Genomic DNA, 16295 nt, shown 5'->3' on the forward strand with positions numbered 1-16295 from the left:
AGCTCTAAATTTTAGAGCTAATAATTAACGATTTTGTGGGACATTTTCATTTTTAATTGACACAAAGTTTAAAAATAAAATAGAGAAGAAAAAATTAATTTTTTTCTTCTCTATTTTTAGAATATCTAAAATATTATTTTTTCAAATGCATTTTTTCATGTTCTTTTATCATTTTATGAAGTTTTTTCTGCCTTTGTAAATACTTCATTCTGCCTTTCGTTGCTCTTTCTTTCATTGTATTTATAATAGGAAGTAAAAAACCAGCTATTATTCCTGCTGAAAATCCATTGTTATATAGATTCATTCCTCCATGTATAACTCCAATACTTTGAACTACAGCTAAATGTAAAATTCCTGCTATCACTCCCCAAACTGGTCCATATACTCCTGCTATTGGTGCAAGTGATGTTCCAAAAAGTCCAGATAATGCCAATGTAAATCCATCTGTTGATGTCCCGAACTTGGCAAGGTAAACTCCCAATAATATTGGTGTTATATTTAAAACTGTTTTCCCATAAGCTGAAAATCCAACTATAGTTAATATTCCCGCTAAAAGTGGTCCATTTAATGTTTGACCAAGTAAAATAGGATACAACATAGCTACAAATCCCATTATTCCCATATTTATAAAAGTTAAACCATAACCATATTTTACTACAAAATCGCTCTTTAATCCGGAATCCTTTATTAATTTTTTATATCCTGAAAAACTTTTATTATTTATATAAAATCCTATTATTATTAAAGATATAAATAAAAAACTAGATATTATTTTTAAAATCCCATCATATTCAACCGAAATTATCCTCTGAGGAACAACAACAAATTGGTACAACTTTAAAACCGAAGCAATTACCGCTCCCAATATTCCACCTGTAAATCCAAGATTATACAAATTAAATCCTTCATGAAAACCTGCCATTTTTTTTGCTAGTGGAGTTACTATAAAGCCTATTATTATTCCTAATACTATTGCATTTATATATGCATATTCGCTCAATACATGAATATTAAAAGCAACTTCACTTATAAAAGGTGCTAACGCACTTGTAAAAGATATTGTTACCAATATATCTTTAAACTCTATATGCTCATATTTTGAATATAAAATTCCTCCAACATAAAAAGGAAGGATATTTAATATATTTTTACCAAAAAATGAAAATCCAAACACAGTAAAAAAAGATGCTATAGCTAATCCATTTAAAGGTGTTCCTAATAACCTCATCAATACATAATTAAATACAAATATTAAAAATGCATTTAGAAAAGTTGCTCCCATACCTCCAACTACTAAAAAATCAGTAATCAACACTGTTGGAGAAGTTAATATTTTAACAAATCCTTTTAAAACATTTTCCTCTTTTTCCAATACAAAATAAACAAATAAACAAAACATAAAAAATATAAATACTTCTGCTAGTATCCAAATTTTTCGACTCCTGTCTCCTTTAAAATTATCCAAATATCCACCCCTTTATTCATTATTTTCCAATAATAAATTTTAATATTTTTTATAATAAAAATCAATGTTTTTATTATTTAATACATATTGACAATTAAATTATTTAATGGTATTATTAAGCAAAAGTTTATTAGAGTAAACAAAAGTTTATTAGAGGAGTTTAAATGACTAATAGAGAAAAGGAGATTTTGCTTTGGATTGAGGAAAATCCTTTAATTTCACAAAACGAATTAGCTGAAAAAGCTAATATAACACGTTCATCTGTAGCAGTTCATATATCAAATCTTATAAAAAAAGGAAAAATTATTGGCAAAGGATATATTTTACAAAAACAATCTTTCATTTGTGTAATTGGTGGAACTAATATTGATATTTCTGCTGGTTCATATTCACCTTTAAAAGATTTTGATTCTAATCCAGGCTTTGTAGAAACATCTTTCGGTGGTGTTGGAAGAAATATTGCTGACAACCTTTCTAGATTAGAGGAACATATTGAATTTATTAGTATTTTTGGAGATGATTTCTATAGTAATGAAATTAAAAAAAATTGTAAAACTTTAGGAATAAATATTGGAAACTCTTTAACAATTCCTAACTCTCCAATTTCAACATATGTTTCCATTTTAGATGAAAACAGAGATATGAAAATTGCTATTTCTGCAATGGATCTATATAGTAATTTTTCTATAGATTTTATTAAATCTAAAAAAGAATTAATAGAAGATTCTGCTCTTTGCATCATTGATACAAATTTACCTAAAGAAACAATTGACTATATTGTTAAAAATTTCAATGTCCCTATTTTCTTAGATTGTGTATCTACTATTAAAGCCTTAAAAACTATAGATATTATTGGATATTTTCACACTATAAAACCCAATCAACTGGAAGCTGAAACTCTTTCTGGAATTAAAATAACTGATGAGCTATCTTTAAAAAAATGTGCAGAATTTTTTATAAATAAAGGAGTTAAGCAAATTTTTATCTCTTTGGGAGAAAAAGGGGTTTATTATTCAAATGATAAAGAAGCCGGTTTACTTCCAGCTTTTAAAGTAAATATAAAAAATACAACTGGAGCGGGAGATGCTTTTATGGCTGGAATAGCTTATGGATTCACTCACTCTCTAGATATTAAATCTAGTTGTAAATTTGGTATAGCTTGTGCATCAATTGCCATTGAAAGCTCTAAAACAATAAGTGATCAAATGAATTTAAAAAATGTAAATCTTATACAGGAGGAAAACAAATGAATTTAAACAAGTATTTAGAAATATCTCAAGAGGTTAAAGAAGCTTTAGCTAAAAATAAACCTATTGTAGCTTTAGAATCAACAATTATTTCTCACGGTATGCCTTATCCGCAAAATGTAGAAACTGCTTTAAAAGTAGAATCTATTATTAGAGAAAATGGAGCTATTCCTGCTACAATTGCAATTCTTAAAGGTAAATTAAAAGTTGGTTTAAGTACTGAAGAGATTGATTATTTAGGTAAAAAAGGATTAGAAGTTACAAAAGCAAGTAGAAGAGATATTCCTGCAATCTTAGCAACTAAAGGTGACGGAGCTACAACTGTTGCTTCAACTATGATAATCGCTAACTTAGCAGATATTAAAGTATTCGCTACTGGGGGAATTGGTGGAGTTCATAGAGGTGCTGAACATACTATGGATATTTCTGCTGATCTTGAAGAACTTGCAATGACAGATGTTGCTGTTGTTTGTGCTGGTGCAAAATCAATATTAGATATTGGATTAACTTTAGAATTTTTAGAAACTAAAGGTGTCCCTGTTATTGGATATCAAACAAAAGAATTACCTGCATTCTACACTAGAAAAAGTGGTTTCTCTGTAGATTATAAAATAGATACTCCTGAAGAGATTGCTGAACTTTTAAAAGCTAAATGGGATATCGGTTTAAAAGGTGGAGCTGTTATAGCTAATCCTATTCCAGAAGAGTTTGCTATGGATTTTGATTTAATAACTAATGCTATAAATAATGCTGTTAAAGAAGCTGAAGAGAATGGGATCAAAGGAAAACAAAGTACTCCATTCTTACTTTCTAAAGTTAAAGATATTACAGAAGGGAAAAGTTTAATTGCTAATATTGAATTAGTTTATAATAATGCTAAACTTGCTTGTGGTATTGCTAAGAAATATGTAACTCTATAAAATTATTAAAAGGATATCGCTTTGATATCCTTTTTTGTTTTATAAATTTATCAAAAAATAAAAAAAAGAGAATCATAAATTCTCTTTATCAACTATTTAATGGCTGGGGTGGCTGGATTCGAACCAACGCATGACGGAGTCAAAGTCCGTTGCCTTACCGCTTGGCGACACCCCAACATCACTCAAATAGTATCATTTTTTTGTATAGTTGTCAATATATTTTAAAAAATTATTATTCTTCCACTGCAACTTCTATTTCTACAGCATTAGATTCTGTTGTCATTGTTTCTTTGTACTTTTCTATAACGCTATCTGTTATATCTTTTCTTAATTCTGGTGTTATTGGATGAGCTATATCTTTATACTCTCCATCTGGCATTTTTCTTGATGGCATTGCAACAAACATCCCTTTTTGACCATCAATTACTTTTAATCCGTGAATCACAAAGCACTCTTCAAAAGTTACGTCTGCATAAGCTTTTAATTTAAGTTCATTTTCATTTTTTACTGTTCTTAATCTTACATCTGTAATTCTCATTTAAATGCACCTTCCTTATGATTTTGTAGTTTTATTTAAAATTGCATATGAAAATTTCGCAATTTTTAAATTCCTCTTGTAATTTACTACAAGATTCTTCAATATCCTTTAATAAAAATCCAAAATATGAACTTCCACTTCCAGACATGAAAAATTTTATATTTTTAAAAGCTTTTAATTTCTCTTTAAATTTAATAATATTCTCATCATCTATTAATAAACTTTCTTCTAAGTTATTCTCTATATGTTTTTCTAATTCTTCAATATTTTCTTTATCTAAATTTTTAATAATTTCATCTATATTTGCCATTTTTATTTGAGATATTTTTTTATAATTTCCATATGCTTTTTGAGTAGAAACTCCAAAATTTGGTTTTATTATAATAATTTTAGCATCTATATTATTCTTAATCTCTTCTAAGTCTTCACCAATGCCCTTTACTCTAGAAGATTTATTTAAAATAAAAAATGGTATATCAGCACCTATATTTTTACCTAATTCTATCATTTCATCAATTGTTAATATATCATTATAATAACTATTTAATATTTTTAAAAAAGTGGCTCCATTAGAACTTCCACCGCCTAATCCTGCTTGGTGGGGAATTATTTTTTCTAAATATATCTCTATTCTTCTCTTAGATAACTTTGTTTTTTTATAAAAGGCATCGTATATTTTAAATAAAATATTGCTTTTTCCCGTTGGAATATCTACTTTATTTGTAGTTATTTCTAAAATTCCATTTTCTAAAAAGATTTCAATAGTCAATTTATCACTTAAAGTTATTGGATGCATTGTCATATCTAATAAATGATATCCATTTTCTAACTTACCTACTATATTTAATCCAATATTGATTTTTCCGTTGGAATCTACTTTAACTTTCATTAAAAGATATCCTCCTCTCCATCTAAATCAATCACTATTCCTTTACTATCTATTAATTCAACTAATTCTGAAGTTTTACTTTTAGATACATTTCCTTGAGGTACTTCTAACACTCTAAACTTAAAATACTTATTGTAGTATTCAAGTTCTAATTCCATTCCTACTTTTACTTCTGTACTAGCTTTAACTACTTTTCCATTTAATTTAGCTTTACCACCATCAACTACAATTTTTGCAATTGGTCTTCTTTTTATTATTCTACTTACTTTTAAAAACTTATCTAATCTCATTGTTTTCTCCTCTTTTAGTAGTATTATATATACCTTATTTTTTCAATATGTCAATACTTTTTATTTTAGATTCATTCCACAAATTACTCATTTCACTAATTGTAGCTTCTTTAAGTGTACAATTTTTCTCTACATATTTAAATCTTTTTTCAAATTTTTTATTTGCATTACTTAGACAAATTTCAGGATTTATATTTAAATGTCTTGATAAATTTACCAATGAAAAAAATAGATCTCCCAACTCCTCTTCTATATTATTCTTATTATCTTTTAATATCTCCTCTTTTAATTCTAGTGTTTCTTCATCTACTTTTTTTAATACATCCTCTACATGTTCCCAATCAAAACCAACTTTAGAAGCTTTCTTTTGCATCTTCTCTGCTACTAATAAAGAGGTCATTCCTTTAGGTATTCCATCTAATACAGATTTTCTATCTTGATGTTCTTTTTCTTTAGATTTTATTTTCTCCCAATTCACTAAAACCTCTTCTGTTGTTATATCCTCTTTATTTTTATTAAATACATGGGGATGTCTTCTTATCATTTTTTCATTAATGCTATCTAATACATCCTCTATTGTAAACTCTTTATTTTCTGTAGAGATTTGTGATTGAAAAATAATTTGTAACAAAAGGTCTCCAAGCTCACTTTTCAAATGATCTCCACCTATATCCATAGCTTCTAAAACCTCATATGTTTCTTCTAATAAATGAGGTTTTAATGATTTAAGTGTTTGCTCTCTATCCCATGGGCAACCATTTGGTTCTCTTAATACTTTTATTATATCCACAAGTTTATCAAATTTTTCCATTTATTCTTCTCCTCTTTCATACTCTTTTAAAAATTCTAAAGCACTACCACTAAAATATAATCCATTTTCTTTTTGAGAATATCTAGCTTTTTTTTCTTCTATTAACTTCATAATTTTTTCCATATTTATATAATTTGTATTAAACTTTATAAAAGTTTCATCTTCCTCCTCTTTTATTTGAACAATATTAAGTGTTTTAGCTTTTATTTTTAAAGTTAAATATATAAATAAATTTAACAACGGTTTTGGTATTTCACCAAATCTATCTTTTACTTCCTCTTTTATTTCACTTAAATTTATCTCTGTTTTTATATCGAGCAACCTTCTATATATAACCAATCTTTCTGATCCAATTATATATTCCTTTGGAATATATGCTTCAATATCTAGATTTATCTCTGGATCTTTATCTATTACATATTCACCTTTTACTTTTTCCACTTCTTCTTGTAATAATTTAGTATATAAATTATATCCAAAAGTTTCTAAAGCTCCATGCTGTTTATCTCCTAAAAGTTCTCCAACTCCTCTTATTTTCATATCTTCTAAGGATAAATTAAATCCACCACCTAATTCATTAATACTTTTCAATGTTTCATTTCTTTGACTAGTTTTTTTAGATATTTTTTTCTCATCATCCATAATTAGATAACAATAACTTTTTCTATTTCCTCTTCCTACTCTTCCTCGAAGTTGATAAACTTGAGATAATCCTAATTTATCTATCCCTTCTATTAAAATAGTATTAGCATTTTCTATATCAATTCCATTTTCAATTATTGTTGTACTTAATAGTATATCCAAATCTCCTCTTTCAAAAGCTTTTAATCTTTCCTTTATATCTTGAGGATTCATTCTTCCATGAATATAATCAATAGAAATAAATTTGGGTAATATTTTTTTTAATTCTATTAACTTATCTTCTATTCTTTTAACCCTATTAAATATATAAAAAACCTGTCCCTCTCTTGTTATCTCTTTCATAATCACTTTTCTTACACTATCTTTATCATTACCTATAAACTCTGTTTCAATAGCAACTCTACCTTCTGGGGCTGTTTCTATAAGAGAAATATCTCTTATACCAAGCAGTGCATAATTTAATGTTCTTGGAATTGGAGTTGCTGTTAGAGTTAACATATCTACATTATTTCTTAATTTTTTTAATTTTTCTTTAGATTTTACTCCAAACTTTTGCTCTTCATCTATTATTACTAATCCTAAATCATTTAATTTAATATCATCTGAAAGCAATCTATGAGTCCCTATCACTGCATCTACTCCACCTAATATCATTCTTTTTAATATTTCACTTTGCTTCTTTCCACTTGTTAATCTACTTAAAATCTCTACTGTTATTGGATAATCTTGGAATCTTTCTATAAATCTTTCATAGTGCTGTTGGGCTAATACTGTTGTTGGAGCTATTATTAAAACTTGTTTTCCATCCATTATAGCTTTAAAGGTAGCTCTTATTGCTACTTCTGTTTTCCCATAACCAACATCACCACAAACTATTCTATCCATAACTTTAGATGACTCCATATCTTTTTTTACATCATTTATTGCTTGAATCTGATCTTTAGTTTCTGTATATGGGAATTTCTCCTCAAATTCCTCCTGCCAACTAGTATCAGGAGAATATTTATAGCCTATCTTCATTTTTCTTTGAGCTTGTATTTTTACAATCTCTTTGGCAAATTTTAGCATGTCTTTTTCTAGTTTCTCTCTTCTCTTTTTAAACCCTCTTCTTCCCAAGTTATATAATTCAGGAACATTATTACTATCTACTACAAATCTTTCAATTTTATTTAAACTTTCAATAGGAACATATAGTTTATCTTCATCTGCATATTTAATTAAAAGATAATCCATCCCATTGATTATCTCTACTCCTAAATATAATCCTACACCATAATTTTCATGAATAATATAATCGCCCTCTTTAATTTGAGAGAAGTTTTCATATTTTATCCCACCTTTAGAAAAGCTATGTCTTTTTCTAGGAATATCTCCCTCACTCTTTTTTACATCTAATTTTTCAGAATTTTCATTTATATATTTTAAAATATTATTAAGCTCTTCCTCTTTATCCCTTTCTCTTAATATTGCTTCTTGAAATTTATAATCTAATAAATCAATATTTTCTACATAAATATTAATATCTTTATTCTTTTTTAACAATTCTATTATTTCAGGAAAACTTTTATATTCTTTTTTATTATTGTTTATATACATATTTACTGTACTTAATTTTTCAATACTTTTCTGATCAAAATTTGAAAAATATGTTATTCTATCAATTTCATCTCCAAAATATTCAAGTCTTATTGGATACTCTCCATTTGGAGGATAAATATCTAAAATATCCCCTCTAATTGAATATTCCATTCTATTTTCTACTAAGTATTTTTTTTCATATCCATTTTCATTTAATATGTCTATTACATCTTTTCTTTTTAATCCCTTTCCCAATTGAAATATAATCTTATCTTCATTTAAAGAATATTTTTCTATAAGTCCCTCTATAGATACAAATATTATTACCTTATCATCATTTTTAATTACTTCCATCAGTTTATAGTTAACTTTAAAATATTCATCTTTTTCTTGAATATCACTAACCTTAATTATAGTTTTATTTTCTATATCTTTCATATTTTCTAAATATATTTCTATATTTTTATTTGATGAAGCTATATACAATACACTTTTTTCTTTATTAACTATAAATTCTGCCACTTCTTTCCTTAACATATAAACTCCTCTATTTTTTATTAACCTTATTATACAATATTTTTTTCTTTATCTCCATTTTCATATAAAAAAAGAGAAACTAAATTACTTTAGTCTCCCTTTTTTATATTTAAATTAATTAACTAAGAGCTTATTATCCAAAGATTCCAAATACTATAGATCCTATAATTAACATCATCGCTCCACCAACTCTAGAAGAGATTTGAGCAAATGAAATTAATTCCATTCTATCTGCTGCACCAAGTACTGCGATATCTCCAGATCCACCTCTATTAGCCATACATAATCCTGCTGTTATAGCTGCTTCTACTGGATAGAATTTCATTTTCTTTGACATTAACATAATAAATGCTACTGCTCCAAATACAATTGCTAAAGCAATTATTAAGTTTGGAAGTGTTAATGAGTCAATGATTTCTTGAACATTAGTTCCAAATCCTACTGCTCCCATTAATATCCAAATTGTGTGCTTAGAGAAGAATGTTTGAACATTTTTCGCTCCAGCCTTTAATGCTGGTGGCACAACATCTAATATATTTAAAATAATTGCATATATTACTAAGAATGCTAATCTATGCATATCAAATGGTAAATTTAAAGAACTCCAAATTTGTGCTGACAAATTTGATATTATGAACATAACACCTGTTAATACTAATGCTGCTGCAAATTCTTTTTGCCCAACTTCTACTGCTACTTCCTCATCTTTTACAGCTTCTTTTGCATTATTAATAATTAAAGTTCCATTTCCTGTTAATGAAGGTTTTTTAACTCCTAACTCTTTTAATAAAGCTCCAGCAAAGATTGCTATAATATTTGCTATTGTTAATATTGATATTGCAAAGGCAAACCAATCTTTTGGATCTCCACCTGTTTTTTGAGCCCACATTTCTGACATTGGAATTGCTCCAGCTCCAGTTCCACCACCCATTATAGGTAAAACATAGTTCATTACTATATCTAAAGGTTCTTTTCCAAATAATAATCCAGCTCCAATTCCACAAACTGTTGCTCCTAGAACACCAATTAAAATTAGTGGAATGTATCCTGTTATTGCTTGTAATAAAGTTTTTCTATTTACAGTTAAAACTGATCCAACTATTAAAGCTGGAATAAATAACTCTAAAAAGTTAACTGGTTGCTTACTATAAAATATTTTTATAGAGTATAATGCTGGTTTTGGAATTAAATTATAACTTCCAAATACTGCTGACATGAAGAAAACTAAAACAGTTCCTCCACCTACATACTCATTCCAAATAGGAATTCTATCTCCTATTTCACCAAATAAAATTCCAAATACTGCTAGTACTGTGAATATTGTTAAAAAGTTTCCTCTCATTAATCCTGCTGGTTTTCCTCCAAAAGGAATATAAAGCATTACTGCTACTACTAATAGTAATCCTAAGAACATTTGTGGTGATAATCCACTCCACTTAGTTTCTTTCGGATTAAAAAGTTCTTTAAAGTTTTTCTTTGCCATTTTCTCTCCCCTTAATTAATTTTTTTGAAAATATATCACTTTAAAAGTTTTTAAACCTTACTTTACTTTTTTTACAACATCAATAATAGATCCATCTCTATATTCTACTACTGCTACAACTTTTTCCTCAAACTCTATCTCTTTTGGAGCTCCAACTATAAAGTTAGCAAGTTCTCTTAATTCAGCCATAGTTACTAATTCAATTCCAGCTTTTTCAAATCTTTCTAATAGATCTTTTCTGCTAGGATTTACAACTACTCCATAATCTGTAACAACTACATCTACTGTACTTCCAGGTGTTACAACTGTTGTTACTTTATCTATAATTGTAGGAATTCTTCCTCTTGTTAATGGAGCAACTATTATTGAAACATTTGCTACTGCTGCTGTATCTGAGTGTCCCCCTGAAGCTTCTCTTATAACTCCATTAGAACCTGAAATTACATTTACATTAAAGTCTTTATCTACTTCTAAAGCACTTAAAATAACAAAGTCTAATTTATTTACTGCTGGTGAACAGTTAAATGGATTTGCATAGAAATCAGCACTTACTTCTATATGATTTTCATTTTTTCCAATTGACTCTACTGCTGCTAAATCAAAACATTGTACATCAAATAGGTGTCCGATTAGTCCCTCTTCTAAAAGATCAACAAAAGCTTTTGTGATTCCACCTAATCCATAACTACATTTGATATTTCTTTTTATTAACTCTTCTCTTATGAATCTAGTTACTGCTAACGATGCTCCACCTGAACCAGTTTGCATTGAGAATCCATCATTAAAGTATCCTGAAGCTAACATTGCATCTAAAACCTTTTGAGCCATTAATAACTCTTTTGGATTTGATGTAAATCTTGTAGCTCCTGACATTATTCCATTAGGATCTCCAATTTCATCTACAACAACTACGTAATCTACTTGTGTTTGAGGAATACTCATTGGTGAGTTTGGATAAGCAACTAATGTATCAGTTATGATTACTACTTTTTCTGCATGTTCTGCATCAACTTTAGCATAACCTAATGATCCACAAAGTGATTTTCCTTTTACTCCATTTGCATTTCCCATACAGTCTGCTGAAGAAGCTCCTAAAAATGCTACATCTATCTTTAAATCTCCTTCAACTATTGCTCTAGCTCTTCCACCATGAGAACGAATTACTGCAGGATATTCTCCTAATAATCCATTTGATATTTCAGTTGCTAAGTCTCCTCTTAATCCACTTGATTCAACTCTATTTACTACACCTGATTTTATATGCTCTACAATTCCTTCGTGAGCTTTTGTAAATGAACTTGCTGCTACTCTTAAATTCTTAAATCCCATTTCTGCTAATTTATTCATTACTAGAGGTAATACTTTATCACCATTTCTAAAGTGGTGGTGGAAAGATATTGTCATTCCATCTTTTAATCCCGACTTTATAATAGCTTCTTCTAATGAATTTAAAACTTTAGTTCTTTTTACTTTTCCTTTTAATTCAGTTGAATCTTCATTAATAGAATTTTCAGGTTGAAAAGCAAAAGGAGTTTCATAAACTTTTCTATCTTCGTAACCTTTTATTGTTTTTAAAAGACTTTCATCAATTCTTTTGTTTACCATATTACTCATCTCCTCCAAGTTTTACTCCTGCAGCTTTTGCTAATCTTAATACATGCTCTGCTCTTTCAATTATAGGTTTATCTACCATTTTACCATCTACAGTAAATACTCCTTTATTTTGCTCAAGAGCTTCTCTTGTTGCATCTACTATTTTCTTAGCTTTTTTAATATCTAAATCAGATGGAGTATATACTTTATGTATTAACTCTATTTGTCTTGGATGGATTAGTGACTTTCCAGCAAATCCCATTTGTTTTATTTTAGAAGCTTCCATTATAAATCCTTCATCATTATTTACATCTGAGTAAACTGAATCCATTGGATCTATTCCTGCTGCTCTTGCTGCCATTACAATTAATCCTCTTGCTGTGAATAACTCTATTCCTTCTGGAGATCTATTTGTTTTTAAGTTAGTAACATAGTCTTCTCCACCAATAGCCATTCCTATTAATCTATCTGATGACGTTGCAATTGAATATGCATTTAATGCACCTAATGGACTTTCTATAGCTACCATTAATTTTGTTTGTCCAACTGGAATTCCAGCTTCTTTTTCTATTCTCTCAACATGAGCCTGAACATCTAAAACATCTTGTGCTGTATCTGTTTTTGGTATTCTTATTACATCTGGTTGTGCTCTTACAACAAATTCTAAATCCTCAACACCGTATCCTGTGTCTAAAGCATTAATTCTTACAACTGTTTCAATATTTAATTTTTTATATAGAGGTCCCATTTTTCTTAACATATTAAATACTAAGAATCTAGCTGAGTCCTTTTCTGTTATTGCGATTGCATCTTCTAAGTCAAACATTACTGAATCTGGTCTATAAATTTGTACATCTTTTATTACTCCAGGGTTATTTCCTGGAACAAAAAGCATTGAACGTCTTAATTTCATAATTTCCTCCTACTTCCAAGTATATTTTTGTTGAGCTGCTCTAGTTACAACAGTTTGGATTCTACTTTTTATAACTGGTTCAATAGCTCCCTTATCATTTACTAATAATTTTCCAGATGTTACTCCTAATTCCTTAAGAGATTCCATAATTACTCTTTTAACATCTTCTCCATATTGACCCATTACAACACTTTCCATCTCTAACTCAATACCATTATCATTTGGCTCAAGTATGATGTAAATATCACTTGATTCTAAAGTACCTGCTACTGCTCTTACTTTAATTTCCATACTATATCCTCCTTTTATTTAAACATTGATAGTAATACACCCGCTGCTACTGCTGAACCTATAACTCCCGCTACATTTGGCCCCATTGCATGCATAAGTAAAAAATTACTCGGATTCTCTTCTTGTCCCACTTTTTGAACAACTCTTGCCGCCATAGGTACTGCACTTACTCCTGCTGCTCCTATCATCGGATTAATTGTCCCTTTGCTAAGTTTACACATAACTTTTCCAAATAAAACGCCCCCTGCAGTTCCAAAAGAAAAAGCAAATAAACCTAATATGATAATTTTTATTGTTGCTAAATTTAAAAATGCATCTGCACTTGTTGTTGCTCCAACTGTTAATCCTATAAATATTGTAATTACATACATTAAAGCACCTTTTATATGTTCTACTAAATTTGGAACTAATCCAGTTTCTTTCACTAAATTTCCAAACATTAACATCCCAATTAATGGAATTGATGAGGGAATTATTAAGGTAACTACTATTGTAACTATTATTGGAAATAGTATTTTCTCTTTTTTACTTACAGCTCTTAACTGCGTCATTTTTATTTGTCTTTCAGCCTTTGTTGTTAAAAGTTTAATAATTGGTGGCTGAATAACTGGTACTAATGCCATATATGAATATGCTGCTACTGCTATTGGTCCTAATAAATGTGGTGCTAGTTTTGAAGTTAAGTAAATTGCTGTAGGTCCATCTGCTCCTCCAATAATTCCAACTGAAGCTGCTTCATTTCCATTCATTCCTAACAATACCGCTCCTACAAATGCTCCGAATATTCCTAATTGAGCTGATGCTCCAAGTAATAAACTCTTTGGATTTGCAATTAACGGTCCAAAATCTGTACTAGCTCCAATGGCTAAGAAAATAAGTGGTGGATATACTCCATACTTAACTCCTTGATATAAAATATTTAATAATCCATTTTTATCCATTACGCCCTCTGTTATTGGGGCTGGTAAATTTACCAGTAACATACCAAAAGCTATTGGTAATAATAAATATGGTTCGTATTGTTTTTTTATAGCTAAATATAATAAGAATAATGATACTAATAACATTATTACTTGATTCATTGTTAACATAGCTATTCCTGTTGTTGAATATAAGTTAATTAAAAACTCCATTTTTACTCCTTTTACTTTTTAATTTACATCATAGTTACAAGTAATGTTCCTCCATCAATTGTATCTCCCTTTTTAACTTCAATTGTTTGAATTTCTCCATCTTGTGGTGCTACTATTGGATTTTCCATTTTCATAGCCTCTAATACAACTAAAGTATCTCCAGCTTTTACTATATCTCCTGGATTAACTTCAACTGAAACAACTAATCCTTGCATAGGTGCATCTATTTCAATTGCATTTTCTGATTTCTTAGGAGAAGTCTCTCTTACTACTTCAACTTTTTTTTCTGGAGTTGATATATTTCCTTGAACCTCTGTTACAGATTCTATTTCTACTTCATATACCTTTTCTCCAATTTTCACTTTATATACTTTTATCATTTTTCTACCCCTTTTTAATTTATCTCTTTAATTCCTAAAACTTTAATTGTTGCATCTTTATCTTCTCCAGCAGCTTCAATACTAGCTACCATCATTGCTACTCTCATCTCTTCACATTTTATTTGTGATGGATCAAAAGCTTTTCTTGTAACTTCTTCTTTTGATACTTTCTTAGCTACAACTGTTTTCTTTACTTTTGCTTCTACTTTTTCACCTGGAATATACTTAAATAAAGAAATAACAAAGGCTAATATAGAAAGTATTGAAAATACTACAATCATACTTATTAAAGTTATCTCTAGAGACGTCATTAATGATATTGCTCCCTTAAACATTTCTGAAAATCATTCTCCTTTCTCTAAAAAATTATATTTATATTTCTTACTTCCTTTGTTTCTTTTGGTTTATCTCTATTTTCTAAATAACCTTTTGCAATTTGTGGAAACATTGCATACATTAAAACATCTTCTGGTGATTTTGCTAAACTTCCAATTTCTTTTGCAATTTCATCATATTCTGGTTTTATTAAATCTGCTGGTCTACCAGTAAACACTTCTTCGTTTCCTATAATTTTTTCTCTAATCTCCTTTGATACTGGAGCTGGAGATTTTCCATACAATCCCTTTACGTAATCTTTTATCTCTTTAGGAATCATTTTATATCTTTCACCAGTTAATACATTAAATACTGCTTGTGTTCCAACCATTTGACTCAATGGAGTTACTAGTGGTGGATATCCTAAATCTTCTCTTACTCTTGGTATCTCTTTTAAAACATCTTCATATTTATCAGCAGCTTTTTGAGCTGTTAATTGAGACACTAAATTAGATAACATTCCTCCTGGAAGTTGATATTCTAAAATACTTGGCTCTACAAAATATGCTTGCATATTTAATACTTTTTCATCTACATATTTTTTTCTAATTGGTTTAAAATACTCAGCTATCTCTTTTAATAAAGTTAAGTTAAGCTGCGGATCTCTTTCACTACCTTCTAAAGTTCTTGCCATAGATTCTGTAGCTGGTTGAGATGTTCCACCTGCAAAAGTTGAAATTGCTGTATCTATAATATCTACTCCTGCATCAATAGCTCTTAAATATAGCATACTTGCTATTCCACTTGTTGCATGAGTATGTAACTCTAATGGAATATTAATTACAGATTTTATCTCTTTTATTAATTTATAACCTGTTTCTGGTAAAAGAATTCCAGCCATATCTTTTATTACAATAGAGTCAGCTCCCAACTCTTCCATCTCTTTTGCTAAATTTTTATAATACTCAGTTGTATGAATAGGACTTATTGTATAAGCTATTGATAATTGACAATGTCCTCCATATTTTTTAGTAGCTAGTGCTGCTGTTTTTAAATTTCTAACATCATTTAATGCGTCAAAAATTCTAATTATATCTATTCCATTTTCAATTGATTTCTTAACAAACTCTTCTACTATGTCATCACCATAATGTCTATATCCTAAAAGATTTTGTCCTCTTAATAGCATTTGTAATTTTGTTTTTTTAGCTCTTTTTTTTATAGCTCTTAAACGCTCCCAAGGATCCTCATTTAAAAATCTTATACATGC

General features: G+C 28.7%; 16 protein-coding genes and 1 tRNA gene. 2 read left to right on the forward strand and 15 right to left on the reverse strand.

Annotation, left to right across the window (positions count from 1 at the left end; all coding sequences use genetic code 11):
- Window positions 1-133 precede the first annotated feature (133 nt).
- Complete coding sequence (locus Q0V09_RS02480; RefSeq protein ID WP_297404746.1) at window positions 134-1399, reverse strand: DUF1576 domain-containing protein; 1266 nt, start codon at window positions 1397-1399, stop codon at window positions 134-136.
- 230 nt (window positions 1400-1629) lie between these two features.
- On the opposite strand from Q0V09_RS02480, the gene Q0V09_RS02485 reads away from it, so the two are divergent.
- Together Q0V09_RS02485 and Q0V09_RS02490 are read left to right on the forward strand one after the other, a co-directional pair.
- Window positions 1630-2715, forward strand: coding sequence for a carbohydrate kinase (locus Q0V09_RS02485; RefSeq protein WP_297404744.1), 1086 nt, complete (start codon window positions 1630-1632; stop codon window positions 2713-2715).
- Window positions 2712-3632: a pseudouridine-5'-phosphate glycosidase gene (locus Q0V09_RS02490; protein WP_297404741.1), complete on the forward strand. Its 921-nt coding sequence runs from the start codon at window positions 2712-2714 to the stop codon at window positions 3630-3632. Before Q0V09_RS02485 ends, Q0V09_RS02490 begins: the two co-directional genes overlap by 4 nt.
- A 100-nt stretch (window positions 3633-3732) precedes the next feature.
- On the opposite strand, the gene Q0V09_RS02495 is transcribed toward Q0V09_RS02490, so the two are convergent.
- The 14 genes from Q0V09_RS02495 to Q0V09_RS02560 all read right to left on the reverse strand — a co-directional run.
- Window positions 3733-3807: transfer RNA gene (locus Q0V09_RS02495), tRNA-Gln, on the reverse strand.
- Between the two features lie 57 nt (window positions 3808-3864).
- Entirely contained in the window at window positions 3865-4170 is a 306-nt protein-coding gene (gene spoVG / locus Q0V09_RS02500) for a septation regulator SpoVG (protein WP_297404740.1), read from the reverse strand.
- Window positions 4171-4201: 31 nt separating this feature from the next.
- Window positions 4202-5059 (reverse strand): 4-(cytidine 5'-diphospho)-2-C-methyl-D-erythritol kinase, encoded by an 858-nt coding sequence (gene ispE, locus Q0V09_RS02505; RefSeq protein ID WP_297404738.1) that lies wholly within the window; start codon window positions 5057-5059, stop codon window positions 4202-4204.
- Window positions 5059-5349, reverse strand: coding sequence for an RNA-binding S4 domain-containing protein (locus Q0V09_RS02510; protein ID WP_297404736.1), 291 nt, complete (start codon window positions 5347-5349; stop codon window positions 5059-5061). The genes ispE and Q0V09_RS02510 overlap by 1 nt, the downstream gene beginning before the upstream one ends.
- A 34-nt stretch (window positions 5350-5383) precedes the next feature.
- Entirely contained in the window at window positions 5384-6160 is a 777-nt protein-coding gene (mazG, locus tag Q0V09_RS02515; protein WP_297404735.1) for a nucleoside triphosphate pyrophosphohydrolase, read from the reverse strand.
- Window positions 6161-8917 carry a DEAD/DEAH box helicase gene (locus tag Q0V09_RS02520; RefSeq protein WP_297487017.1) on the reverse strand — a complete coding sequence of 919 codons (2757 nt, stop codon included), beginning with the start codon at window positions 8915-8917 and terminating at the stop codon, window positions 6161-6163.
- A 133-nt stretch (window positions 8918-9050) separates the two neighbouring features.
- Complete coding sequence (locus Q0V09_RS02525) at window positions 9051-10400, reverse strand: 2-hydroxycarboxylate transporter family protein (protein WP_297404732.1); 1350 nt, start codon at window positions 10398-10400, stop codon at window positions 9051-9053.
- Between the two features lie 57 nt (window positions 10401-10457).
- Complete coding sequence (gene citF / locus Q0V09_RS02530; RefSeq protein ID WP_297404731.1) at window positions 10458-12005, reverse strand: citrate lyase subunit alpha; 1548 nt, start codon at window positions 12003-12005, stop codon at window positions 10458-10460.
- A 1-nt stretch (window position 12006) separates the two neighbouring features.
- Complete coding sequence (locus Q0V09_RS02535; protein WP_297404730.1) at window positions 12007-12906, reverse strand: aldolase/citrate lyase family protein; 900 nt, start codon at window positions 12904-12906, stop codon at window positions 12007-12009.
- A gap of 9 nt (window positions 12907-12915) precedes the next feature.
- A complete protein-coding gene (citD, locus tag Q0V09_RS02540; protein WP_297404728.1) occupies window positions 12916-13197 on the reverse strand; it encodes a citrate lyase acyl carrier protein in 282 nt (93 codons plus the stop codon).
- Window positions 13198-13211: 14 nt separating this feature from the next.
- On the reverse strand, window positions 13212-14330 hold the full coding sequence (locus tag Q0V09_RS02545; RefSeq protein ID WP_297404725.1) for a sodium ion-translocating decarboxylase subunit beta: 1119 nt from the start codon (window positions 14328-14330) through the stop codon (window positions 13212-13214).
- A gap of 23 nt (window positions 14331-14353) precedes the next feature.
- The gene (locus tag Q0V09_RS02550; protein ID WP_297404724.1) at window positions 14354-14710 is read right to left on the reverse strand and encodes a biotin/lipoyl-containing protein; all 357 of its coding nucleotides are present in this window, start codon (window positions 14708-14710) and stop codon (window positions 14354-14356) included.
- A 14-nt stretch (window positions 14711-14724) separates the two neighbouring features.
- Entirely contained in the window at window positions 14725-15045 is a 321-nt protein-coding gene (locus tag Q0V09_RS02555) for an OadG family protein (RefSeq protein WP_297404722.1), read from the reverse strand.
- Window positions 15046-15068: 23 nt separating this feature from the next.
- Window positions 15069-16295 (reverse strand): pyruvate carboxylase subunit B (locus Q0V09_RS02560; RefSeq protein WP_297487020.1); only part of this gene is annotated, 1227 nt, incomplete at its 5' end.

The sequence above is a fragment of the uncultured Cetobacterium sp. genome (assembly GCF_947039425.1).
Lineage (GTDB): Bacteria > Fusobacteriota > Fusobacteriia > Fusobacteriales > Fusobacteriaceae > Cetobacterium_A.

What these genes read in the sequence shown, in the direction of transcription:
- mazG (WP_297404735.1), bottom strand. Translation starts at nt 6,160, where the DNA reads ATGGAAAAATTTGATAAACTTGTGGATATAATAAAAGTATTAAGAGAA.
- Q0V09_RS02520 (WP_297487017.1), bottom strand. Translation starts at nt 8,917, where the DNA reads ATGTTAAGGAAAGAAGTGGCAGAATTTATAGTTAATAAAGAAAAAAGT.
- Q0V09_RS02555 (WP_297404722.1), bottom strand. Translation starts at nt 15,045, where the DNA reads ATGTTTAAGGGAGCAATATCATTAATGACGTCTCTAGAGATAACTTTA.
- Q0V09_RS02535 (WP_297404730.1), bottom strand. Translation starts at nt 12,906, where the DNA reads ATGAAATTAAGACGTTCAATGCTTTTTGTTCCAGGAAATAACCCTGGA.
- Q0V09_RS02480 (WP_297404746.1), bottom strand. Translation starts at nt 1,399, where the DNA reads ATGTTTTGTTTATTTGTTTATTTTGTATTGGAAAAAGAGGAAAATGTT.
- Q0V09_RS02490 (WP_297404741.1), top strand. Translation starts at nt 2,712, where the DNA reads ATGAATTTAAACAAGTATTTAGAAATATCTCAAGAGGTTAAAGAAGCT.
- citD (WP_297404728.1), bottom strand. Translation starts at nt 13,197, where the DNA reads ATGGAAATTAAAGTAAGAGCAGTAGCAGGTACTTTAGAATCAAGTGAT.
- Q0V09_RS02485 (WP_297404744.1), top strand. Translation starts at nt 1,630, where the DNA reads ATGACTAATAGAGAAAAGGAGATTTTGCTTTGGATTGAGGAAAATCCT.
- citF (WP_297404731.1), bottom strand. Translation starts at nt 12,005, where the DNA reads ATGGTAAACAAAAGAATTGATGAAAGTCTTTTAAAAACAATAAAAGGT.
- spoVG (WP_297404740.1), bottom strand. Translation starts at nt 4,170, where the DNA reads ATGAGAATTACAGATGTAAGATTAAGAACAGTAAAAAATGAAAATGAA.
- Q0V09_RS02510 (WP_297404736.1), bottom strand. Translation starts at nt 5,349, where the DNA reads ATGAGATTAGATAAGTTTTTAAAAGTAAGTAGAATAATAAAAAGAAGA.
- Q0V09_RS02525 (WP_297404732.1), bottom strand. Translation starts at nt 10,400, where the DNA reads ATGGCAAAGAAAAACTTTAAAGAACTTTTTAATCCGAAAGAAACTAAG.
- Q0V09_RS02545 (WP_297404725.1), bottom strand. Translation starts at nt 14,330, where the DNA reads ATGGAGTTTTTAATTAACTTATATTCAACAACAGGAATAGCTATGTTA.
- ispE (WP_297404738.1), bottom strand. Translation starts at nt 5,059, where the DNA reads ATGAAAGTTAAAGTAGATTCCAACGGAAAAATCAATATTGGATTAAAT.
- Q0V09_RS02550 (WP_297404724.1), bottom strand. Translation starts at nt 14,710, where the DNA reads ATGATAAAAGTATATAAAGTGAAAATTGGAGAAAAGGTATATGAAGTA.